This window comes from Streptomyces sp. NPDC006261, assembly GCF_040613515.1.
Classification (GTDB): Bacteria; Actinomycetota; Actinomycetes; order Streptomycetales; family Streptomycetaceae; genus Streptomyces.
Genome location: NZ_JBEXSI010000014.1, coordinates 1 through 20,917 on the forward strand (window position 1 = coordinate 1; position 20,917 = coordinate 20,917).

General features: G+C 73.0%; 18 protein-coding genes and 1 pseudogene. 8 read left to right on the forward strand and 11 right to left on the reverse strand.

Annotated elements, in window-relative coordinates:
* Nucleotides 1–504: 504 nt before the first annotated feature.
* The 3 genes from proC to ABZ154_RS11360 form a co-directional block, all read right to left on the reverse strand.
* On the reverse strand, nucleotides 505–1,314 hold the full coding sequence (gene proC, locus ABZ154_RS11350; RefSeq protein WP_356831284.1) for a pyrroline-5-carboxylate reductase: 810 nt from the start codon (nucleotides 1,312–1,314) through the stop codon (nucleotides 505–507).
* A 103-nt stretch (nucleotides 1,315–1,417) separates the two neighbouring features.
* Nucleotides 1,418–2,197, reverse strand: coding sequence for an ABC transporter permease (locus ABZ154_RS11355; protein ID WP_356831286.1), 780 nt, complete (start codon nucleotides 2,195–2,197; stop codon nucleotides 1,418–1,420).
* Nucleotides 2,194–2,991, reverse strand: a complete 798-nt coding sequence (locus ABZ154_RS11360; protein WP_356831288.1) for an ABC transporter ATP-binding protein — start codon at nucleotides 2,989–2,991, stop codon at nucleotides 2,194–2,196. Before ABZ154_RS11360 ends, ABZ154_RS11355 begins: the two co-directional genes overlap by 4 nt.
* A 51-nt stretch (nucleotides 2,992–3,042) precedes the next feature.
* Between ABZ154_RS11360 and ABZ154_RS11365 the strand changes: the two are divergent.
* Nucleotides 3,043–3,270, forward strand: a pseudogene (locus tag ABZ154_RS11365) (SulP family inorganic anion transporter); the annotation flags it as partial.
* A 228-nt stretch (nucleotides 3,271–3,498) separates the two neighbouring features.
* Here the strand turns inward: ABZ154_RS11365 and ABZ154_RS11370 are convergent.
* Entirely contained in the window at nucleotides 3,499–4,047 is a 549-nt protein-coding gene (locus ABZ154_RS11370; protein WP_356831290.1) for a hypothetical protein, read from the reverse strand.
* Between the two features lie 68 nt (nucleotides 4,048–4,115).
* On the reverse strand, nucleotides 4,116–4,457 hold the full coding sequence (locus ABZ154_RS11375) for an SH3 domain-containing protein (protein ID WP_356831292.1): 342 nt from the start codon (nucleotides 4,455–4,457) through the stop codon (nucleotides 4,116–4,118).
* A gap of 134 nt (nucleotides 4,458–4,591) precedes the next feature.
* Here ABZ154_RS11375 and ABZ154_RS11380 point away from each other — a divergent pair, with 134 nt between their 5' ends.
* On the forward strand, nucleotides 4,592–6,757 hold the full coding sequence (locus ABZ154_RS11380; protein ID WP_356831510.1) for a protein kinase: 2,166 nt from the start codon (nucleotides 4,592–4,594) through the stop codon (nucleotides 6,755–6,757).
* A gap of 125 nt (nucleotides 6,758–6,882) precedes the next feature.
* Here ABZ154_RS11380 and ilvD read toward each other — a convergent pair whose 3' ends face one another.
* The 4 genes from ilvD to ABZ154_RS11400 all read right to left on the reverse strand — a co-directional run bounded on the left by ilvD (nucleotide 6,883) and on the right by ABZ154_RS11400 (nucleotide 11,423).
* A complete protein-coding gene (gene ilvD, locus ABZ154_RS11385; protein WP_356831294.1) occupies nucleotides 6,883–8,733 on the reverse strand; it encodes a dihydroxy-acid dehydratase in 1,851 nt (616 codons plus the stop codon).
* A gap of 145 nt (nucleotides 8,734–8,878) precedes the next feature.
* Complete coding sequence (locus ABZ154_RS11390; protein ID WP_356831296.1) at nucleotides 8,879–9,496, reverse strand: TetR family transcriptional regulator; 618 nt, start codon at nucleotides 9,494–9,496, stop codon at nucleotides 8,879–8,881.
* A 49-nt stretch (nucleotides 9,497–9,545) separates the two neighbouring features.
* Nucleotides 9,546–10,379 carry a sugar phosphate isomerase/epimerase gene (locus ABZ154_RS11395; protein WP_356831512.1) on the reverse strand — a complete coding sequence of 278 codons (834 nt, stop codon included), beginning with the start codon at nucleotides 10,377–10,379 and terminating at the stop codon, nucleotides 9,546–9,548.
* Nucleotides 10,380–10,472: 93 nt separating this feature from the next.
* Complete coding sequence (locus ABZ154_RS11400) at nucleotides 10,473–11,423, reverse strand: Ppx/GppA phosphatase family protein (RefSeq protein ID WP_356831298.1); 951 nt, start codon at nucleotides 11,421–11,423, stop codon at nucleotides 10,473–10,475.
* Nucleotides 11,424–11,462: 39 nt separating this feature from the next.
* On the opposite strand from ABZ154_RS11400, the gene ABZ154_RS11405 reads away from it, so the two are divergent.
* Nucleotides 11,463–12,314: a hypothetical protein gene (locus ABZ154_RS11405; RefSeq protein ID WP_356831300.1), complete on the forward strand. Its 852-nt coding sequence runs from the start codon at nucleotides 11,463–11,465 to the stop codon at nucleotides 12,312–12,314.
* 122 nt (nucleotides 12,315–12,436) lie between these two features.
* On the opposite strand, the gene ABZ154_RS11410 is transcribed toward ABZ154_RS11405, so the two are convergent.
* Nucleotides 12,437–14,293, reverse strand: a complete 1,857-nt coding sequence (locus ABZ154_RS11410) for a hypothetical protein (protein ID WP_356831302.1) — start codon at nucleotides 14,291–14,293, stop codon at nucleotides 12,437–12,439.
* A gap of 196 nt (nucleotides 14,294–14,489) precedes the next feature.
* On the opposite strand from ABZ154_RS11410, the gene radA reads away from it, so the two are divergent.
* Together radA and disA are read left to right on the forward strand one after the other, a co-directional pair.
* Nucleotides 14,490–15,902, forward strand: coding sequence for a DNA repair protein RadA (radA, locus tag ABZ154_RS11415; RefSeq protein WP_356831304.1), 1,413 nt, complete (start codon nucleotides 14,490–14,492; stop codon nucleotides 15,900–15,902).
* An 81-nt stretch (nucleotides 15,903–15,983) separates the two neighbouring features.
* Nucleotides 15,984–17,108, forward strand: a complete 1,125-nt coding sequence (disA, locus tag ABZ154_RS11420; protein ID WP_073874337.1) for a DNA integrity scanning diadenylate cyclase DisA — start codon at nucleotides 15,984–15,986, stop codon at nucleotides 17,106–17,108.
* A gap of 116 nt (nucleotides 17,109–17,224) precedes the next feature.
* Here disA and ABZ154_RS11425 read toward each other — a convergent pair whose 3' ends face one another.
* A complete protein-coding gene (locus ABZ154_RS11425) occupies nucleotides 17,225–17,974 on the reverse strand; it encodes a hypothetical protein (RefSeq protein ID WP_356831514.1) in 750 nt (249 codons plus the stop codon).
* Nucleotides 17,975–18,299: 325 nt separating this feature from the next.
* Here ABZ154_RS11425 and ABZ154_RS11430 point away from each other — a divergent pair, with 325 nt between their 5' ends.
* The 3 genes from ABZ154_RS11430 (at nucleotide 18,300) to ABZ154_RS11440 (ending at nucleotide 20,900) form a co-directional block, all read left to right on the forward strand.
* On the forward strand, nucleotides 18,300–19,211 hold the full coding sequence (locus ABZ154_RS11430; RefSeq protein WP_356831306.1) for an A/G-specific adenine glycosylase: 912 nt from the start codon (nucleotides 18,300–18,302) through the stop codon (nucleotides 19,209–19,211).
* A gap of 142 nt (nucleotides 19,212–19,353) precedes the next feature.
* Nucleotides 19,354–20,133, forward strand: coding sequence for a SigE family RNA polymerase sigma factor (locus tag ABZ154_RS11435; RefSeq protein WP_356831308.1), 780 nt, complete (start codon nucleotides 19,354–19,356; stop codon nucleotides 20,131–20,133).
* Nucleotides 20,134–20,240: 107 nt separating this feature from the next.
* Entirely contained in the window at nucleotides 20,241–20,900 is a 660-nt protein-coding gene (locus tag ABZ154_RS11440; RefSeq protein WP_356831516.1) for a hypothetical protein, read from the forward strand.
* The last annotated feature ends 17 nt before the right edge of the window (nucleotides 20,901–20,917 follow it).

Below are 20,917 nucleotides of genomic sequence, written 5' to 3' on the forward strand. Positions count from 1 at the left end.
GTCCCGTTTCACCGGGGCCCTCCGGGCGCTTCCCTTCGTTCTTGCGTTTCCGACTCTATCAGACTCTTTCGTGTCCGATTCCCGGTCGAAGCGGGTCGAGCGATCCTGCTGTTTTCGCTTTCCAGGTCCTTCGCTTTCGCGTTTTCCCTTTCCGGCGAGTCCGACTCTATCAGATCCTTTCGGGCCTGATTCCCAGTCAGCGGGGCTTGTCTTCCCGGCTGTTGGGCCGTTCCGACGAGTGAGACTTTAGCGGATTCCTGGCCCCCGACGCTAATCGGGGTGCGTCCCTTCGAACGCGGATTCCTCATTTCGCGAATGCGCACGAAAAAGCAGGCGACACGAGGTCGCTGCTGGTCGTGGTCACTGCGGGATGGCTGTCCGGGGACCGACCGGGGTCGGCACTCACGTCGGACAACTCGGAGCACATTACGGTTCCGGTCCGGGTGTGTCAACCCCCCGCCGCGGGTGCGGCGGCCGGAGGCGGGCCGGGCGCTCGGGGGCTGGTCAGCCGTTGCCGGAGGCCAGTTCGCGGCTGCGGTCGCGGGCGGCTTCGAGGGCGGCGATGAGGGCGGCCCGTACGCCGTGGTTCTCCAGCTCGCGGATGGCGCTGATCGTGGTGCCGGCGGGGCTGGTGACGGCCTCGCGGAGCTTGACCGGGTGTTCGCCGCTGTCCCGGAGCATCACGGCGGCGCCGATGGCGGCCTGGACGATGAGGTCGTGGGCCTGGGCGCGGGGCAGGCCCAGCAGGATGCCCGCGTCGGTCATGGCCTCGACCAGGAAGTAGAAGTAGGCGGGACCCGAGCCGGAGAGGGCCGTGGCCGCGTCCTGCTGGGACTCCGGGACGCGCAGGGTCTTGCCGACGCCGCCGAAGATCTCCTCGGTGGTGGTGAGGTGCGCCCCGGTGGCGTGACTGCCGGCCGAGATGACGGACATGCCCTCGTCCACGAGGACCGGGGTGTTGGGCATGACCCGGACGACCGGGGTGCCCTCCGTGAGCCGTTCCTCGATGAACGTGGTGGTGATGCCGGCGGCCGCGCTGATGACCAGGCGGTCGGCGCCGACGTGCGGGGCCAGTTCGTCGAGGAGCTTGCCCATGTCCTGCGGCTTGACGGCCAGGATGACGATGTCCGCCGCTTTTGCCGCTTCGGCGTTGCTGACCGACTCGACTCCGTACCGCGTGTGCAGTTCCTGGGCCCGCTCGCTGCGGCGCGTGGTCACCAGGAGGTCGGCCGGTCGCCAGCCGGCCCGGATCATGCCGCTGAGGAGGGCCTCGCCGATCTTGCCGGTGCCGAGGACTGCGACTGTCTGGGTCATGGGTTCGCCCTCCGGGCGGTGCTGGGGTCGGGATGCGTCGGATGCGTAACCGTCGCCTTGTCCGTCATCCTCGCACCGGGGGCTCAGGTCGTGCGGTGGCGTCTCAGGCCGTGCGGCGGCGCAGGGTGATCGCGCCCAGGCAGAGGACCAGGAGCGCGCTTCCCGCTACCACCGCGATGTCCCGGAGGAAGTCGCCGGTGAGGTCGGAGTGGTGGAGGACCTGGTTCATGCCGTCGACGGCGTACGACATGGGCAGGACGTCCGAGATCGCCTCCAGTACGGGGTGCATCTGGTCGCGGGGGATGAACAGGCCGCAGAGCAGGAGCTGGGGGAAGATCACCGCCGGCATGAACTGGACGGCCTGGAACTCGGACGCGGCGAACGCGGAGACGAAGAGGCCGAGCGCCGTGCCGAGCAGGGCGTCGAGGAGGGCGACCAGGAGCAGCAGCCACGGGGAGCCCGTCACGTCCAGGCCGAGCAGCCAGACGGAGACGGCGGTGGCCAGGGCGGACTGGACGACCGCGATCGCCCCGAACGCCAGGGCGTACCCGGCGATCAGGTCGCCCTTGCCGAGGGGGAGGGCGAGGAGGCGTTCGAGGGTGCCCGAGGTGCGTTCGCGCAGGGTGGCGATCGAGGTCACCAGAAACATCGTGATCAGCGGGAAGACGCCCAGGAGCGAGGCTCCGATCGCGTCGAACGTCTCGGGGGCGCCGTCGAAGACGTAGCGGAGCAGCGTGATCATCGCGACCGGGACGATCAGGAGGAGCGCGATCGTGCGGGGGTCGTGGCGGAGCTGGCGCAGGACCCGGGTCGCCGTGGCTGCCGTACGGGAGGGGTTCAGGGCTCGGCCGGTGGGGGCGGTGGGCGCTGTTCGCGTGGTCATGGCGTGGGCTCCTCGGGGTGGGTGCCTCGTGCAGCCGCCTCGTCGACCAGGTGGAGGAAGGCCTCCTCCACCGTCGCCGTGCCGGTGCGGGTGCGCAGTGCCTCGGGCGTGTCCTCGGCGAGGATGCGGCCCTCGCGCATCAGGAGCAGGCGGTGGCAGCGTTCGGCCTCGTCCATGACGTGGGACGAGATGAGGAGGGTGGCGCCCCGGTCGGCGGCCAGGCGGTGGAAGAGGTCCCACAGGTCCCGGCGCAGGACGGGGTCCAGGCCGACCGTCGGTTCGTCCAGGACCAGCAGATCCGGTGTGGAGAGCAGGGCGACCGCCAGGGAGACGCGGCTGCGCTGGCCGCCGGAGAGTGCGGCGGCGAGAGAGTCGGCGTGGCTGGGGAGGTCGACGTCCTCGATGGCGCGGGTGACCGCGGCTCGGCGGGTCTCCCGGTGGGAGCGGCCGGGGAGCAGGACGGCGGCGAAGTAGTCCAGGTTCTGGCGGACGGTGAGGTCCGTGTAGACGGAGGGCGCCTGGGTGACGTAGCCGATGCGGGGGCGCAGGGCCGGGGCTCCGGCGGGGTGGCCGAGGACGTCGAGTGTGCCCGTCACCTTGGCCTGCGTGCCGGCGACCGCGCGCATCAGCGTGGTCTTTCCGCAGCCGGAGGGGCCGAGGAGACCGGTGATGGTGCCGGGTTCGAGGGAGAAGTCGAGGGTGCGCAGGACCGTGCGGTCACCTCGTACGACGGTGAGGTCGCGGGCCTGCACCGCTGGGGGCGGCTGGGCCTTCCCGGGTCTGTAATTCATCATGTGATGAATTACAGACCCGGGTGCGTGCGGTCGTCAAGGGGGCGGGGAGCGCCGGGTACGGACTACGACAAGGAGCTGATCACCCGGCGCGCGGGCAACACCGTGTGCGGGGCGCTCGGTCCGCCGCCCATGACGGCTGTCATCGTGCAGAGCTCGGCCGACGTCCACCCGGGTGCCCGGACCGAGGCGTCCCGCCGGGTGCTCCATGGGCTTCGGCTGCTGCTCTTCGTGGCCGCGCTGCCGGGGGCGCTCGGGAGGATCCCGGTGGCGGCGCTCGCCTGGTGCACGCCCGGGTTGACCGGAAGGTGGAGCGGGGTCTGAGCGGGCTGCCGCACACCGGCCACGCCTGCGCGGCCGAGCTGGAGGCGCGGGCCGCGCGGCGCGGGGCCCGGCAGGCGGTGTGGCGGGGGGGGGTGGGCGCGAGTCGAGGTGAGGTGAGGTGAGGAGGACGGGCAACGGGCGAGGGAGGGTGTTGAGCCCTGCCCGTGACGTCAGGGGTTCTTCAGGTCAGCGGCGCTTCGGGCGCTTGCGGGCCGCCGGGTTGCCCGTGCGGGACGTGCGGCGCTTGTCGAACTGGGTGCGGGCGCTCTCGTACTCCGTGCGGCGCAGCTTCTCGCCCGGGGCCTCGATGAGCGAGCGGAAGAAATAGGCGAGCAGCGAGCCGATGAAGCCGATCGACTTCAGGCCGCGCAGGGTGTCCTCGCGGGCCGGGTCCTTCGGGCGGGCGCCGAAGCCCTCCCAGGTCTTGCGGAACGCGATGGCGCTGCAGATCGCGAACATCACGATCACCAGCATCCCGATGAGGCTGCCGACCTCCGCGATCTCCAGGCCCTGGAAGGCGAAGCGCAGGACGAAGCAGGCGGCCACGGCGGCGGCCAGCGAGCCGACCGCGACACCGGCGCGCCGCAGCCCGTAGCCGCCGTCGTGGTCGACCCAGGTCGTCCCGAAGAAACGGATCGGCTCGGGCTGCGGGCCGGGAGGTGCGCCCGGGGGCGTGGGGGCCCCGGGGGCGCCGGGGGCTTCGCTGGTGCCGCTGTTCTCGCTGTTCTCGCTCACGGGGTCGATTATCCCCGGACGGAGGTCGTCCCGTGAGCGAGCGGCTCGGCGGGCCGGTCGGTTCCGGGTCAGTCGCAGCGCGGAGCGACGTAGCCGTCGCTGCCCGTGTAGACGTAGGTGTCCGAGATGAACTCGCCGTTGGCGATGTTGCACCAGAGGTTCGACGTGCCGTACGGGCCGGTGACCCGCTCCCCCGGCTTCTGGCAGTAGATCGGGACCCTCATCCCGAGCGGGAGCGTCCGCACGATCCGGTAGCTGGTGCCGGGGCCGGTGCGGACGTTGACCCGGTAGCCGGGGGCGATCGGGTATCTGTGCGACGAGGCCGGTGCCACCGCCGCTGTCGTGGTGGATTCGGTGGCCTCGGCCGCCCCCTCCGCCGCCGGGTCCACAGTCTGCTCGTCAACGCCCATGAGGGCCTCCCCCGTTGAGAAACGATGTGTACGAAGCCGTACGACGCGCAGGCTAACAAGCCCCACGCCACTCGCACGCACCATCGACTAGGCTCCGTGCGTCGCGCTTGCGCATCAACACACGGGGGTGGGCGATGCCGCCGCTGCCAGGGGCCGGAGCGCATCCGGAAGCGGAGTTTCCGGACTATGCGGGTACCTACCGCCTTGAGGCATGTCTCGGCTCGGGCGGCATGGGCGTCGTCCATCTCGCGCGCTCCGCCTCCGGGCTCCAGCTCGCGGTGAAGGTGGTGCACCGGCCGTACGCGGCGGACCCCGAGTTCAGGGCCCGGTTCCGGCAGGAGGTGGCGGCCGCGCGGCGGGTCAGCGGGGCGTTCACCGCGCCTGTCGTGGACGCCGACCCGGAGGCCGAGCGGCCGTGGATGGCCACCTTGTACGTGCCCGGGCCGACCCTCGCCGAGCAGGTGAAGCGGAACGGCCCGCTGGCCCCCGCCGAGCTGCGCAGGCTGACCGCCGGGCTGGCCGAGGCGCTGCGGGACATCCACCGGGCGGGCGTCATCCACCGCGATCTGAAGCCGAGCAACGTGCTGCTCTCCGACGCGGGCCCGAAGGTCATCGACTTCGGGATCTCGCGCCCGTACGACAGCGATCTGCGCACCGAGACCGGCAAGCTGATCGGCTCGCCGCCCTATATGGCACCCGAACAGTTCCAGCGGCCGCGTGAGGTCGGGCCGGCCGCCGATGTGTTCGCGCTGGGGGCGGTGCTCGTCCACGCGGCGACGGGGCGGGGTCCGTTCGACTCGGACAGCCCGTACATCGTGGCGTACCAGGTGGTGCACGACGAGGCGGACCTCAGCGGGGTGCCGGAGGATCTCGCGGAGCTGGTCGGCCGGTGTCTGGCGAAGGACCCGGCGCAGCGGCCGACGCCGGACGAGGTGATGGCGGCGCTGCGGCCGCCGTCGTACGAGGCCGCCGCGTTCATACCGGCTCAGCGGCGGCCCGCGGCGGTCGCCGTGGAGGCCGGCGAGCGGGAGGGGGCCGAGGACGCCACGCATGTGCGCGGGGCGGCGGTCCCGGCCCGGCGGTGGCGGCCGACGCCCGGGCGGCCGGTCCTCGCGGCCGTGCTGCTCCTGCTGATGGCGGGGGCGGGCGCCGGGGGGTTCGCGCTGTGGGGTGGCGGTGGGAGCGGTCCTGCGCAGGCGCCGGAGCGGGCGGCGGAGGCCAAGGGGGCGGACGATGTCGCCTTCTCACCGTGGAGCACCGCGCTGCGGACCAGCGGCCGCGCCACCCCCGTCTGCTCCTCCGCCGGGGCGGGCGCAGCCCTGTACTGCGCGGTGGCCGGGACCGGGACCGCGCGGCTCGACCCGGCGAACGGGCGCGTGGTCTGGTCGGACCGGAACACCGCGCTCCGCGACGCCTCGGCGCCCATCGTCTCGGGCGGGGTGGTGCTCTCGGCGGGGCCGGACGGGAAGCTGCGTGCGTACGACCCGGTGAAGGGCGTCCCTGTCCGGGAGACCGGCCTCTCCGCGAGCCCCGGCTCCGCGTTTCCCGCAGGCTCGGCCCTCCTGGCCGTCGCGGACGGCGGCACGGTCACGGCGGTCGACGGCGCGAGCGGGGTGGAGCGGTGGGAGCGCCCGCTGACGGGGCACACGCGGCCCGACTTCGGGCTGTACGACGAGGCGTCCGGCCTCGCGTACGCCTTCGAGCACGCGCCGACCGGCGCCTCCACCCTGGTGACCGCCGTGGACGCGGCGAGCGGCCGGACCGCGTGGCAGCTGCGGCTGGACGGGATGCTCACGCCGGTCGCCACCGCCGGGGCGGGGGAGCTGGTCCTGACGGAGATGAACGCGGACATGCAGACGGTCGGGCTGGTGCGGTACGCGCCGGGGAAGCGGGAGGCCGCCCGGATCGCGCTGCCGTTCCGGCTGGACGAGCCGCAGGTGGTGATGGGCGGGGACGCCGCGTACCTGCTGGGGCGGGGCGGATCGCTGCTGGCGGTGGACACCGGGGCGGGCGGCGGGAAGGCCGAGCTGTGGCGGCTGGAGACCGCGGTGGGAAGGGGGTCCGCGCCGGTGCTCGGGCATGGCGGGCACCTGTACTTCTCGGCTGCGGACGGGCGGCTGCTGGCCGTCGACACGGGGCGGGGGGCGCTGGTGGGGCAGACGCGGGCGCGGCTGAGCGGCGGGAAGCTGACGTACGCGTCCGACCTGCCCGCCCCGGTGGCGGCGGGGCGGGTGGTCGTGGGGACGGCCCCCGACGGGTCGGTGTTCGCGGTGGACGGGCTGGAGCCGGGGGGCTGGTGACAGGGGCGCCGCCCTGGTCGGACCCCGAGGCGCACCCCGGTTGCCCCCGGAGTTCCGTCCCGGACCCCGCTCCTCACACGCCGGAAGGGCTGGAGGGGGAGCCGGAAGCGGCTCCCCCCGACAGGTCAGCCCAGCTTTGAGACGTCCCTGACCGCGCCCCGGTCCGCGCTCGTTGCCATCGCCGCGTAGGCGCGCAGGGCGGCCGAGACCTTGCGCTCGCGGTTCTTGGGGGCGTACACGCCGTTCAGCGCCTCGCGGCGGACGGCCAGTTCGGCGTCGTCGACCAGCAGCTCGATCGACCGGTTCGGGATGTCGATCCGGATCCGGTCGCCGTCCTCGACGAGCGCGATCGTGCCACCGGAGGCCGCCTCGGGCGAGGCGTGGCCGATGGAGAGGCCCGACGTACCGCCGGAGAAGCGGCCGTCGGTGACCAGGGCGCAGACCTTGCCCAGGCCCCGGCCCTTGAGGAAGGACGTGGGGTAGAGCATCTCCTGCATCCCGGGGCCGCCGCGCGGGCCTTCGTAGCGGATGACGACGACATCCCCCGCCTTGATCTCCTTGCGGAGGATCTTGTCGACGGCCTCCTCCTGCGACTCGCAGACGACGGCCGGGCCCTCGAAGGTCCAGATCGACTCGTCGACGCCGGCCGTCTTCACGACGCAGCCGTCCACGGCGAGGTTGCCCTTGAGGACGGCGAGGCCGCCGTCCTTGGAGTAGGCGTGCTCGACGTCGCGGATGCAGCCGCCCGCCGCGTCCAGGTCGAGGGTGTCCCACCGCTCGGACTGGGAGAAGGCGGTCGCGGAACGGACGCAGCCGGGGGCGGCGTGCCACAGCTCGACGGCGTCGGGGGACGGGGAGCCTCCGCGCACGTCCCAGTTCTTCAGCCACTCGGCGAGGGTGTCGGAGTGCACGGAGTGCACGTCCTCGTTGAGCAGCCCGCCGCGGTGCAGTTCGCCGAGGAGGGCGGGGATGCCGCCGGCGCGGTGGACGTCCTCCATGTAGTACGTGCCGCCGGGGGCGACGTTCGGGGCGACCTTGGACAGGCACGGGACGCGGCGCGAGACCTCGTTGATGTCGTCCAGGTCGTACGCCAGCTCAGCTTCCTCGGCGGCGGCCAGCAGGTGGAGGATCGTGTTGGTGGAGCCGCCCATCGCGATGTCCAGCGCCATGGCGTTGTCGAACGCGGCGCGGGTGCCGATGGCGCGGGGCAGGACCGTCTCGTCGTCCTGCTCGTAGTACCGCTTGGTGATCTCGACGACCGTGCGGCCGGCGTCCTCGTACAGCGCCTTGCGGGCGGTGTGGGTGGCGAGGACCGAGCCGTTGCCGGGGAGGGAGAGGCCGAGGACCTCGGTCAGGCAGTTCATCGAGTTGGCGGTGAACATGCCGGAACAACTGCCGCAGGTGGGGCAGGCGTTCTCCTCGATACGGAGGATGTCCTCGTCGGAGATGCTTTCGTCGACCGCGTCGCTGATCGCGTTGACCAGGTCGAGTTTGCGCACGGTGCCGTCGACGAGGGTGGCCTTGCCGGCCTCCATCGGGCCGCCGGAGACGAAGACGGTCGGGATGTTGAGGCGCATGGCGGCCATCAGCATGCCCGGGGTGATCTTGTCGCAGTTGGAGATGCAGATCAGCGCGTCCGCGCAGTGCGCCTCGACCATGTACTCGACGGAGTCGGCGATCAGGTCGCGCGAGGGCAGGCTGTAGAGCATGCCGCCGTGGCCCATCGCGATGCCGTCGTCCACGGCGATGGTGTTGAACTCGCGCGGGACCGCGCCCGCCGCCAGGATCGCCTCGGAGACGATCCGGCCGACCGGGGCGAGGTGGGTGTGGCCGGGGACGAACTCGGTGAACGAGTTGGCGACCGCGATGATCGGCTTGCCGATGTCCGCGCTCGCTACGCCCGACGCGCGCATAAGGGCGCGCGCGCCCGCCATGTTGCGTCCGTGGGTGACCGTGCGGGACCTCAGCTGGGGCATCGTCGCTCGCTCCTTCGGCAGGGGACCTGCCTCCGACAGATTAGGAAAGACTGTCTTCGAGCGTACGCCCCGAATCCAAGATCTGGACAGGCTGTCCGGAATGCGGGACACGATGGTCGCTGTGTGGGCCTTGCGCTGCGGGTCGTCAGCTCTCCGTCAAGTATCGCTGGAGCGTCGGCGCCACCATCGCGACGATGTCCTCCGGGTCGGCCGACGCGAGCGGCTCGGCGCGGATCACGTAGCGCAGCATCGCGATGCCGATCAGGTGCGAGGCGGCGAGCTCCGCGCGGAAGGTGGCGTCGGGGACGTCGAGGTCCGCCGCGATCCGTTCCAGCAGCCGCCGCAGGACGAAGCCGCGCAGCACCTTCGCCGCCGCCTCATGGGTGAGCGCCGAGCGCAGGACCGCGAGGAGGGGGGCGCGGGTGGCCGGGTTCTCCCATACGGAGAGGAAGTAGCGGGCCAGCCGCTCCCCCAGGCCCTCCGGAAGGCCGCCGAGGACCTCGGGGATGACGAGGGCCGGTTCGAAGGAGAGCTCGACGGCGGCCGCGAAGACATCGTCCTTCGTACCGAAGTAGTGGTGGACGAGGGCCGCGTCGACCCCGGCGGCCTTGGCGACCTGGCGGATCGAGGTCTTGTCGTAGCCGTGCTCGGCGAACTCGGTACGGGCCGCCCGGAGGATGCGTGTACGGGCGTCGGGGCCTTCGGCGGCGGTCCGGCGGGAGGGGCGGCCCCGGCGCCGGGGGGCGGGTGCGTCCTCGGTCACGGGCGGGCCGGGGCCGGGGAGGCGGGGAGCGGGAGCATGCGGTCCTCGGTCACGGGCGGTGGGTCCGGGGGGCCGGGTCCGTGGTGGCGGTGGCCGAGGCGAGGTGGAGGCGGGTGAAGGCCAGGGCCTCGGCGAGGTCGGCCTCGCGTTCGGCGGAGGACATCGCGCGGCGGGTGTTGACCTCGATGACGACATGACCGTCGAACGACGTACGGGCCAGGCGCTCCAGCAGCTCCGCGCACGGCTGGTCGCCCCGGCCGGGCACCAGGTGCTCGTCCTTGGCCGAGCCCTTGCCGTCGGCGAGGTGGACGTGGGCGAGCCGGTCGCCCATCCGGTCCACCATGGCGAGGCTGTCGGTGCGGGCGGTCGCGGTGTGCGAGAGGTCGACCGTGAAGTGCCGGTAGTCGTCGTTGGTGACGTCCCAGTCGGGGGCGTACGCGAGCATCTCGCGGTCCCGGTAGCGCCACGGGTACATGTTCTCGACGGCGAACCGGACGTCGCTCTCGTCGGCCATCCGCCAGATTCCGGTCACGAAGTCCTTGGCGTAGTTGCGCTGCCACCGGAACGGCGGGTGCACCACGACCGTGGAAGCGCCGAGCTTCTCCGCCGCCGCCCTGGCCCGCTGGAGTTTCACCCAGGGGTCGGTGGACCAGACGCGCTGGGTGATCAGGAGGCAGGGCGCGTGGACTGCCAGGATCGGGACCTGGTGGTAGTCGGAGAGCCGGCGCAGGGCCTCGATGTCCTGACTGACAGGATCGGTCCAGACCATGACCTCGACGCCGTCGTACCCCAGGCGCGCGGCGATCTCGAAGGCCGTCGCGGTGGACTCGGGGTAGACCGAGGCCGTTGACAGGGCGACCTTCGCATCGGGGACGCGCACCACTGGTTCTGCCACCTGGACAGCGTACGGGCACCTGTGCGCCGCGCCGAGGGGCCCTGGCGGAAAGTGATCAGGGCCATGGGCTCGCGTCGTACGTCACCCGGGCAGCGCGGCCCGCTCCACCGGGAGGTGGTCCAGGCGGCGCAGGATGACGCCCTCGCGCAGCGCCCAGGGGCAGATCTCCAGCTCCTCCACGCCGAACAGGTCCATCGCGCCCTCCGCCACCAGAGCTCCGGCCAGCAGCTGGGCGGCCCGGCCCTCGGAGACGCCGGGGAGGCGGCCGCGCTCCTCGACGGTCATCGCCGCCAGCTTGGGGACCCACTCCTCCAGGGCGCTGCGGCTGAGGCAGCGCTGCACGTAGAGGCCCTCGGTGGAGCGGGCGGCGCCGGCGATCCTGGCGAGCTGCTTGAAGGTCTTGGAGGTGGCGACCACGTGGTCCGGGCGTCCGGCGCGGCTGAACTCGCCCACCGTCCGCGCGATGCTGGCCCGCACATGCCGGCGCAACGCCCTGACCTGCTCCGGGTCGGCCGGGTCGTCCGGCAGCCAGGCGCCGGTGAGGCGGCCCGCGCCGAGCGGCAGGGAGACGGCGGTGTCCGGCTCCTCGTCGATGCCGAAGGCGATCTCCAGCGAGCCGCCCCCGATGTCGAGGACCAGCAGCTTCCCCGCCGACCAGCCGAACCAGCGGCGGGCGGCCAGGAAGGTGAGCCGGGCCTCCTCCGCGCCGCTGAGGACGGCGAGGTCGACGCCGGTCTCGACCCGTACGCGCTCCAGCACCAGGTCCGCGTTGGTCGCCTCGCGCACCGCGGAGGTGGCGAAGGCGAGCACGTCCTCGCACCCCTTGTCCTCGGCGGCCTGGACCGCCCCGGCGATCGTCGCCACCAGCCGGTCCACGCCGAGCGGACCGATCGCGCCGCCCTCGTCGAGCAGTTCGGCGAGGCGAAGCTCCGCCTTGTGCGAGTGCGCGGGCAGCGGGCGGGCGCCGGGGTGGGCGTCGACCACCAGCAGGTGCACCGTGTTCGATCCCACGTCGAGGACTCCGAGTCTCATAGGGGAACGCTACTGCGCCGCGCGACTTACTCTGGGCGCGTGCCAAAGACGAAAAAGGCTAAGCAGGACAAAGCCACGAAGAAGCCGAAGTCGAACAAGCAGACGTCACAGCCGGAGGCCAGCGGACCGGACCCGTCCGACGAGAAGGGCATCGACTTCGCGCGGGCCTGGGTGGAGTTTCCCGATCCCGGCGACGACGAGCAGGTCTTCCGCTGCGATCTGACCTGGCTGACCTCCCGCTGGACCTGCATTTTCGGCAGCGGCTGCCAGGGCATCCAGGCGGGCCGCGCCGATGACGGCTGCTGCACGCTGGGCGCGCACTTCTCCGACGAGGACGACGAGAAGCGGGTCGCCGAGAACGTGGCGCGGCTCACCCCCGACCTGTGGCAGTTCCACGACGTCGGCACGGAGACGGGCTGGGTCGGCGTCGACGAGGACGGCGAACGCCAGACGCGCCGCTGGGAGGGGTCCTGCATCTTCCAGAACCGGCCGGGATTCGCCGCCGGGGCGGGCTGCTCGCTGCACATCCTGGCGCTGCGCGAGGGCAAGGAGCCCCTGGAGACCAAGCCGGACGTGTGCTGGCAGCTGCCGGTGCGGCGTACGTACGACTGGATCGACCGGCCCGACGACACCCGGGTACTCCAGGTGACGATCGGTGAGTACGACCGCCGGGGCTGGGGCCCGGGCGGTCATGACCTGCACTGGTGGTGCACCTCGGCGACGTCCGCGCACGGGGCCGGGGACCCGGTGTACGTGACCTATCGGCCGGAGCTGATCGAGCTGATGGGCAAGGAGGCCTACGACCGGCTGGTCGAGCTGTGCGAGGAGCGGCTGGCATCGCTGCTGCCGATGGCGCCGCATCCGGCGGACCCGAAGGTGGCCGGTACGTAGTTCCTGTCACCGGTGCGTAGTTCCTGTCACCGGTGCGTAGTTCCTGTCACCGGTGCGTAGTTCCTGTCACCGGTGCGTAGTTCCTGTCAGACGTCGTTCCTGTCAGTTCCTGGAGCCCGTCGTCACTCCGTCGGCGCCGGATCCGTAGGGCCCGGGTCGGGCGGGTCCGTGGGGTCGGGGTCCGGCGGGTCCGCGGGGTCGGTCGGGGTGGGGTCGGTGGGCGCGGGGTCCGTGGGTGCGGGGTCCGTGGGACCCGGATCGGTGGGGCCGGGGCCCGGATCGGTGGGGCCGGGGCCCGGATCGGTCGGGCCTGGGTCCGTCGGGCCGGGGTCGGTGGGGCCCGGGCCCGGACCGGTCGGCCCGGGGTCCGTCGGGGCGGGGGAACCGGGGGCGGGGCGCGTCGGGCCGGGGCTGGTGCCGGTGGGCGGGGCGGTGGCACCGTGGCCGCCGATGATCACGGCGGAGCCCGACGGGTCCAGCGCGATCCGGGCGCGCCACGGGCCGCGCGGCGCCGCCGCGTGGTTCACCGCGACCGTGACGGTGGCGGACTTCCCGGCCGCGAGGGTGCCCGCCGTACGGCTGAGGTGCAGCCACCGCGCGTCCGTGGTGGCCGTCCAGTCGACCGGGCCCTGGGCGGAGGCGGTCAGCGTGATCGTGGTGAGCGTGCCGGAGGTCCGGACGGTGACCTTCAGGCGGCCCGTGCTCTCCCGGTCGCCGCCGGTGCTGACGACCTCGGCCGTGACATCCGGGATGGGGACGCCGCGCCGGTCGCCGGGGCGGGCGTTGCCCGTCTTCTCGTACGGGGTCCCGGGGTCGTCGCTCCGCTCCCCCGCGCCCTCGATCTCCGTGGCGGTGACCCTGGAGCCGTCGTGGCCCTCGCCGGTGAGCGGGGCTCCCCGGTACGCGGCCCACAGGGCGATCACCGGGGCGGCGACCACGGTGGCGACCACCGTCGTCGTCACGACCCGGGCGCGCAGCCGGTCCCGGCGGGCGGCGTGGTCCTTGGGGTCCATCGGGTAGCCGGTGCGGCCGAAGCGCGGGCCGCCCGAGCGGGAGCGCCGGGCCTGGGCCAGGGCGACGTGCACGGAGGGGCGGGGGGCCTCGACGAGCGGCAGGGGGGCGGTCGGGGCGACGGCGGCACCGGGCCAGGGGCCCGCGGCGTCGACCCGTTCGGCGGCGCGGCGGCACCGTGGGCAGTCGTCGACGTGCCCGACCAGCTCGCGGCGCAGTGCGGCGGAGAGCAGCACCTGGTGGTCACCGGTGAGCCGGGCGACGGTGGGGCAGCCTGCGGTCTCCACGACGGCGAGCGCGGCGCGGGTGCGCTCGACCTCGCAGGCAGCGGCCGCCAGCAGCTCCCGGGCGGTGACCGGTTCCAGGCCGAGCACGGAGGCGACGGCGCGAGGGGTGAGCCGGTGGCGTACGGCCAGTTCGAGCGCTTCGCGCTGCTCCGGCGTGGTGCCCGCGGCCTCGGGCCAGGCGAGCGTGGCGAGCTCCCGGCGGCGGGCCTCTGCGGCCGGGGACTCGGCGGGGGCGGGGGTGGTGGCGTCCTCCGGGGTGAGGTGCGCGCCCTCGTGGCCTTCCGCGGTGGCTGCCGGGCCCTTCACGACCGCCGAGGTGCGCTCTGCGGGGCCCGCGCCCCTCGTCGGCGCCGGGGGCCTGCGGTGGGCCTGGCGGCCGCGCCTGCGCTCGGTGAGGGTGCGCAGGCACGTCCACCGGGCCAGTGCGTAGAGCCAGGATTGACGTTCCTCCTCGGCCTCGGGGCACCGGGTGTCGTGCCGGTCCGCGATGGCCAGGACCGTACCGAGCGCCTCGGTCGCCGCGTCGTGGTCGCAGAGCACGGAGAGGCAGTAGGTGAAGAGTCCGTCGAGGTGCGGCTCGTAACGTGCGGCCGGTCGCTGGGCCGAGGCGTGAGGTGCTCGTCGGTGCGCCCGGGGTGCGCCGGTGGTGTGCGTGGGGGTCTGCAGCCTGCTGCTCGTCACCCGGCGACCGTAGGCAGGGAGTACGCGCCCTTGGCGGCCCTTGAGCACATTTAATCCTTTCGGGTGAACGTATCCCCCGAAAGGGGACGGGGATCACGGATTCCGCCCGTAGTGCTTCCGTGCGCCCTCTGTGCGCAGGGGCTCCCCGAGCCCCTGCGCGGGCGGCGCTGTCAGACCCCACCTATACGGTGACGCCATGGCTGCCCGTACGAAATCCGCGAAGGACCGGCCGTCCTACCGCTGTACCGAATGCGGCTGGACCACCGCCAAATGGCTCGGCCGTTGCCCCGAGTGCCAGGCGTGGGGGACGGTCGAGGAGTTCGGCGGCGCGCCCGCCGTGCGCACCACCGCGGCCGGCCGGGTCTCGACGCCCGCCGTGCCGATCGGCGAGGTCGACAGCCGTCAGGCCACCGCGCGCTCGACCGGCGTCGGTGAGCTGGACCGGGTGCTGGGCGGCGGGCTCGTGCCGGGGGCCGTCGTGCTGCTGGCGGGCGAGCCGGGCGTCGGCAAGTCGACGCTGCTGCTGGACGTGGCGGCCAAGGCGGCGAGCGCGGACCACCGCACGCTCTACGTGACCGCCGAGGAGTCCGCGAGCCAGGTCCGGATGCGGGCCGACCGGATCCGGGCGATCAACGACCACCTCTATCTCGCGGCGGAGACCGACCTCTCGGCGGTGCTCGGGCATCTGGACGCGGTGAAGCCCTCGCTGCTCGTCCTGGACTCGGTGCAGACGGTCGCCTCGCCCGAGATCGACGGCGCGCCCGGCGGGATGGCCCAGGTCCGGGAGGTGGCCGGGGCCCTGATCCGGGCCTCCAAGGAGCGCGGGATGGCCACGCTGCTCGTCGGCCACGTCACGAAGGACGGCGCGATCGCCGGGCCGCGGCTGCTGGAGCACCTGGTCGACGTGGTGCTCTCCTTCGAGGGCGACCGCCACGCCCGGCTGCGCCTGGTGCGCGGCGTCAAGAACCGTTACGGGGCGACCGACGAGGTCGGCTGCTTCGAGCTGCACGACGAGGGCATCACCGGCCTCGCCGACCCTTCGGGCCTCTTCCTGACCCGGCGCGACGTGGCGGTGCCGGGCACCTGCCTGACGGTGACTCTGGAGGGCAAGCGGCCCCTGGTCGCCGAGGTGCAGGCGCTCACCGTCGACTCCCAGATCCCCTCACCCCGGCGCACCACCTCCGGTCTGGAGACCTCCCGGGTCTCGATGATGCTCGCCGTGCTGGAGCAGCGCGGCCGGATCAGCGCGCTCGGCAAGCGGGACATCTACAGCGCGACGGTCGGCGGCGTGAAGCTCACCGAGCCCGCGGCGGACCTGGCGATCGCGCTCGCGCTGGCCAGTGCCGCCAGCGACACCCCGCTCCCGAAGAACCTGGTCGCGATCGGTGAGGTGGGGCTCGCGGGCGAGGTCAGAAGGGTCACCGGGGTGCAGCGGAGACTGGCCGAGGCACACCGTCTCGGCTTCACCCACGCCTTGGTACCGACCGACCCGGGGAGGGTTCCTTCGGGTATGAAGGTCACAGAAGTCGCCGACATGGGGGATGCTCTGCGGGTCCTCCCGCGCCGGTCTCGTCAGGAGGCACCGCAGGAGGACAACACGCGCCGGTAGACTTTGCCCTGGTCTCGCCCGCCCGTGGACACGGCATGGGGGACGCAAGGGCACCGCAAACCTGTCGACCGGAGGAGTGCAGTGGCAGCCAACGACCGGGCGACAGCGCCCGGAAAGTCCGGCCAAGGCACCGGTAACGAGGCGCTGATGCGCGCCTCGTTGAGCGCGGTCGCGCCCGGAATGGCCCTGCGGGACGGCCTGGAGCGCATTCTCCGGGGCAACACCGGCGGGCTGATCGTCCTGGGCATGGACAAGACCGTCGAATCGATGTGTACCGGCGGGTTCGTGCTGGACGTGGAGTTCACCGCGACCCGCCTGCGCGAGCTGTGCAAGCTCGACGGCGCTCTGATCCTCGACAAGGACATGACCAAGATCCTGCGGGCCGGGGTGCAGCTGGTCCCGGACGCCTCGATCCACACGGAGGAGACGGGGACCCGTCACCGTACGGCGGACCGGGTCTCCAAGGCGTGCGGCTTCCCCGTCGTCTCGGTCTCCCAGTCCATGCGGCTGATCGCGCTGTACGTGGACGGGGAGCGGCGGGTCCTGGAGGAGTCCTCCGCGATCCTGTCCCGGGCCAACCAGGCGCTCGCCACCCTGGAGCGGTACAAGCTCCGCCTCGACGAGGTGGCCGGCACGCTCTCCGCGCTGGAGATCGAGGACCTGGTCACCGTCCGGGACGTGACGGCGGTGGCGCAGCGGCTGGAGATGGTGCGGCGGATCGCGACCGAGATCGCGGAGTACGTGGTCGAGCTCGGCACCGACGGACGCCTCCTCTCGCTGCAGTTGGACGAGCTGATCGCGGGCGTGGAGCCGGAGCGGGAGCTGGTGGTCCGGGACTACGTTCCCGAGCCGACGGCGAAACGGTCACGCACGGTGGCCGAGGCGCTGACCGAGCTGGACGCGCTGAGCCACACGGAGCTGCTGGAACTGCCGGTGGTGGCGCGGGCGCTGGGATACAGCGGCTCGCCCGAGACGCTGGACTCGGCGGTGTCCCCGCGGGGTTTCCGTCTGCTGGCGAAGGTGCCCAGACTGCCGGGGGCGATCATCGAGCGGCTGGTGGAGCACTTCGGAGGCCTGCAGAAGCTGCTGGCGGCGAGCGTGGACGACCTCCAGACCGTGGACGGGGTCGGGGAGGCGCGGGCGCGGAGCGTGCGGGAGGGGCTCTCGCGGTTGGCGGAGTCGTCGATCCTGGAGCGGTACGTCTGAGTCTGGCCGGGGGGTCGTCCTTGTGGGCGGCCCCTTTTGCGTGCCGTCCACCGGGGCTGGGGGTTCCGCTGTCAGACGCCGGACGGGCTGGTAGTGGCTGGACGGGTTGGAACCGGCTAGTCCTTCTTCAGGACGAAGGAGGCCCGGCGGACCGGGGCGTCCGGGGCCTTGGCCTCCAGGAGGTACGTGCCCGGGCCTGCCTTCGTCGCCGGCGGGGTGGCGCAGTCGGGGGCCGAGCGGGCGCGGTTCCAGTCCACCGTGTGCACGATCGTCGCGCCGGCCGGGACCTGGAGGAAGAGCGGGCCCGGGGTCGCGGGGCAGTCCTTCGAGGACCAGATCACGTCGTCGTCGTCCGCGCTCGCCTCGGTGATCGTCAGCACCACGTTCTTCGGTCCGAGGTCGGCCTTGCACGTCGCCGACGAGGTGTTGCGGGCGATGATCTCGAACTCGGGCCGGTCGTCGGGGCCGTAACTGACCTTCGTACGCAGGGTCAACTCCAGCGCGCCGGGCTTGCATGCGGGGAGCGGGGAGTTCGCCGGGACCTGCCGGCCCGCCGTGGCGCCGCCGGAGTCCGTGCCTCCGTCGCCCGCACCGGCCTTGCCGGCGCCGCCTGTTGACGTACCGTCGGATCCCGTACCGTCACTCGCTCCGCCGGAGCCCGCGCCCGTGTCACCGCCGGAGCCGCTCCCCCCGTCCGGGCCGTCGGGGTCGTCCGACTCGTCGCGGCCGCCCGGCTGTTGGCTGATCGCCGGGCCGGAGCTGCCCGGCCCCGGGGTGATCGACTTCACCGGGTCGGAGCCGCCGGGCTTGCCGTCGTCCGTCGTTCCGTCGCCGCCGACGGTGGTGGCCGCCCAGGCGATCAGCACCGCGAGGAGCGCAACCAGAAGCCCCGCTACCGCCCTTCGGCGCCAGTAGATGCTGGAGGGAAGCGGACCGACCGGATTGCGCATAGATCCCACGGGCCAAACTGTACGAGAGATCCGGGCCGACTCAGGCCCCACCCGCCGCTCCGGACACAAGTTTTGCCGATCATCATCAAGTTTTGCCGATCATCATCACGGAGACCGGTCGCTGGACCCGGCCACAGGGGACAGAACGGGTGGCGTTCTCACCCCTCGGGGCCGCCGCGTGGGCCGACACCCCCGCACCCGTGACGCCGCTCCCGCCTTCCGTGCCAGGATCGTCAGTGCGATGACTGCCATGACTTCGACTTCCCCCCAGACGCCCTCCGCCGCCTCCCTCCACACACCCGTCATCGGGTGGTTCGAGCAGCACGCCCGCGATCTCCCCTGGCGCCGTCCCGAAGCGGGCGCCTGGGGGGTGATGGTCAGCGAGTTCATGCTGCAGCAGACCCCTGTGAGCCGGGTCCTCCCGGTGTACCAGCAGTGGCTCGCCCGCTGGCCCCGCCCCGCCGACCTGGCCGCCGAGGCGCCCGGGGAGGCGGTCCGCGCCTGGGGCCGGCTCGGCTACCCCCGCCGTGCGCTGCGGCTGCACGGGGCCGCGCAGGCGATAACGGAACGGCACGGTGGCGACGTACCGAGCGAGCACGGCCAGCTGCTTGCGCTGCCCGGGATCGGCGAGTACACGGCGGCGGCCGTGGCGTCGTTCGCGTACGGGCAGCGGCACGCGGTGCTGGATACGAACGTCCGCCGGGTGTTCGCCCGCGCCGCGAACGGCATCCAGTACCCGCCGAACGCGACCACCGCCGCCGAGCGCAGGCTCGCCCGGGCCCTGCTGCCGGACGAGGACGAGCGCGCGGCGCGGTGGGCGGCGGCCACGATGGAGCTGGGCGCGCTCGTGTGCACCGCGCGCAACGAGGACTGCGACCGCTGCCCGATCGCCTCGCAGTGCGCGTGGCGGCTGGCCGGGAAGCCCGCGCACGAGGGCCCGCCACGCAAGGGCCAGACGTACGCGGGGACCGACCGGCAGGTGCGCGGCCGGCTGCTCGCGGTGTTGCGCGATGCGCTCAACCCCGTACCGCAGGCGGCCCTGGACGCGGTGTGGGAGGAGCCGGTGCAGCGGGCCCGGGCGCTGGACGGGCTGGTGGCCGACGGGCTCGTCGAACCGCTGGCGGACGGCCGGTACCGGCTCCCGCTGACCTGATGCGGTCCTGAACCGGCGCTGTTACACAACCGATGGGCAGCCGTGCGTCGGCGTACGGCTGCTCCGCACAACCTCGTGACAACGCCTCCGTAGCGTCTCCGACAGCAGTACACGGGGATTCACGGGGACGGAGGCGGTTGTCATGGCGCAGGGCGAGGTGCTCGCATTCGAGGACTACGTACGCACACGGCAGGAGGCGCTGCTGCGCAGCGCACGACGTCTGGTCCCCGACCCCGTCGACGCACAGGACCTGCTGCAGACCGCGCTGGTGCGGACGTACGGCCGCTGGGACGGCATCGCCGACAAGTCCCTCGCCGACGCCTACCTGCGCCGCGTCATGATCAACACCCGTACGGAGTGGTGGCGGGCGCGCAAGCTCGACGAGGTGCCCACCGAGCAGCTGCCCGACGCGAGCGTCGACGACGGCAGTGAGCAGCGCGCGGACCGTGCCCTGCTGATGGACATCCTCGGGATCCTGGCTCCGAAGCAGCGCAGCGTCGTCGTGCTGCGACACTGGGAGCAGATGAGCACGGAGGAGACGGCCGCGGCGCTCGGTATGTCGGCCGGTACGGTCAAGAGCACCCTGCACCGGGCGCTGGCGCGGCTGCGGCAGGAGCTGGAGAGCCGGGAGCTGACGAGCCGCGAGGCGGTCGCCCGGGAGACCGGGGGACGGCGGGGGGCCGGGAGCGCCCGCGAGACCGGGAACCACCGGCAGGCCGGGGGCGTCCCGGAGACCGGGAGCCCGCAGTCGGCCGGAAGCGTCCGGAGTGCGGCGCCCACCGCCACCGGCCGGGTCCCGGCCCAGCGGACGAGGGCCGCCGCCACGGCGAAGGTCACCTCCGTCACGGCGGCGCGGGGACACACGCCGGTGCGGCACGACGGGCGTCACGACGAGCGGGGGCGGGAGCGGTGCGCGGCCTGACAGCCAGCAGCGACGGCAGCGAGAACGGCGGCGGGAGCGGCGGGAGCGGCACCGACGACGGGGCCCCCTCCGGGAGACCCCGCCGGACCCGCGGATTCCGGGCAGGTATGGCGGCGAGTGGTACGGCCCTGGCCGGACTCGCCGCCTTCGGGCTGTTCTGCGTCGGCTGCGCCACCGGCGGCACCGGTACCCGCGACGAGGGCCCCGCGGGCACGCAGCCGGTCGTCCAGGTCTCCCCCCGCCCCACCCCCTCCGGCACGGCCCCGCCCACCAAGCGGGTCGACGCCGTGGCCCTCCTCAAGGGCGACCCCACCGTGAGCGAGCGGGTCCGGGAGGGACTCCGGCCCTGCGCCGGCAAGGCCTACCCGGTCGACACCTCCTACGGCTCGATGACCGGCGGACCGGCCGCCGATGTCGTGGTCAACGTGATGAGCTGCGCCGATTCGGTGGGGATGGGGACGTACGTCTACCGCGCCCGCGAGGACGGCTCGTACGAGAACGTCTTCATGGCCGAGGTCCCGGCCGTCTACGGAACCATCGACCGGGGCGACCTCGTGGTGACGACCCAGGTCTACGGATCGAAGGACCCGCTGGCCTACCCGTCCGGCTCCGAGGTGGTCACCTACCGTTGGGCCGACGAGCGCTTCACCGAGCACGACCGGGTGCACAACGACTTCAGCCGTGCCGTCGACGGCGGCGACATCGAGACGCCCACCCAGGCGGAACCGGTGGAACCGGTGGAACCGGCCGACCCGAGCGGGAACTGAAAGCGAGATACGACCTC

Bases quoted from the DNA above. Each gene is read 5' to 3' on its own strand.
- proC (WP_356831284.1), bottom strand. From the start codon at position 1,314: ATGACCCAGACAGTCGCAGTCCTCGGCACCGGCAAGATCGGCGAGGCC.
- ABZ154_RS11355 (WP_356831286.1), bottom strand. From the start codon at position 2,197: ATGACCACGCGAACAGCGCCCACCGCCCCCACCGGCCGAGCCCTGAAC.
- ABZ154_RS11360 (WP_356831288.1), bottom strand. From the start codon at position 2,991: ATGATGAATTACAGACCCGGGAAGGCCCAGCCGCCCCCAGCGGTGCAG.
- ABZ154_RS11375 (WP_356831292.1), bottom strand. From the start codon at position 4,457: ATGGGCGTTGACGAGCAGACTGTGGACCCGGCGGCGGAGGGGGCGGCC.
- ABZ154_RS11380 (WP_356831510.1), top strand. From the start codon at position 4,592: ATGCCGCCGCTGCCAGGGGCCGGAGCGCATCCGGAAGCGGAGTTTCCG.
- ilvD (WP_356831294.1), bottom strand. From the start codon at position 8,733: ATGCCCCAGCTGAGGTCCCGCACGGTCACCCACGGACGCAACATGGCG.
- ABZ154_RS11400 (WP_356831298.1), bottom strand. From the start codon at position 11,423: ATGAGACTCGGAGTCCTCGACGTGGGATCGAACACGGTGCACCTGCTG.
- radA (WP_356831304.1), top strand. From the start codon at position 14,490: ATGGCTGCCCGTACGAAATCCGCGAAGGACCGGCCGTCCTACCGCTGT.
- ABZ154_RS11430 (WP_356831306.1), top strand. From the start codon at position 18,300: ATGACTGCCATGACTTCGACTTCCCCCCAGACGCCCTCCGCCGCCTCC.
- ABZ154_RS11435 (WP_356831308.1), top strand. From the start codon at position 19,354: ATGGCGCAGGGCGAGGTGCTCGCATTCGAGGACTACGTACGCACACGG.
- ABZ154_RS11440 (WP_356831516.1), top strand. From the start codon at position 20,241: ATGGCGGCGAGTGGTACGGCCCTGGCCGGACTCGCCGCCTTCGGGCTG.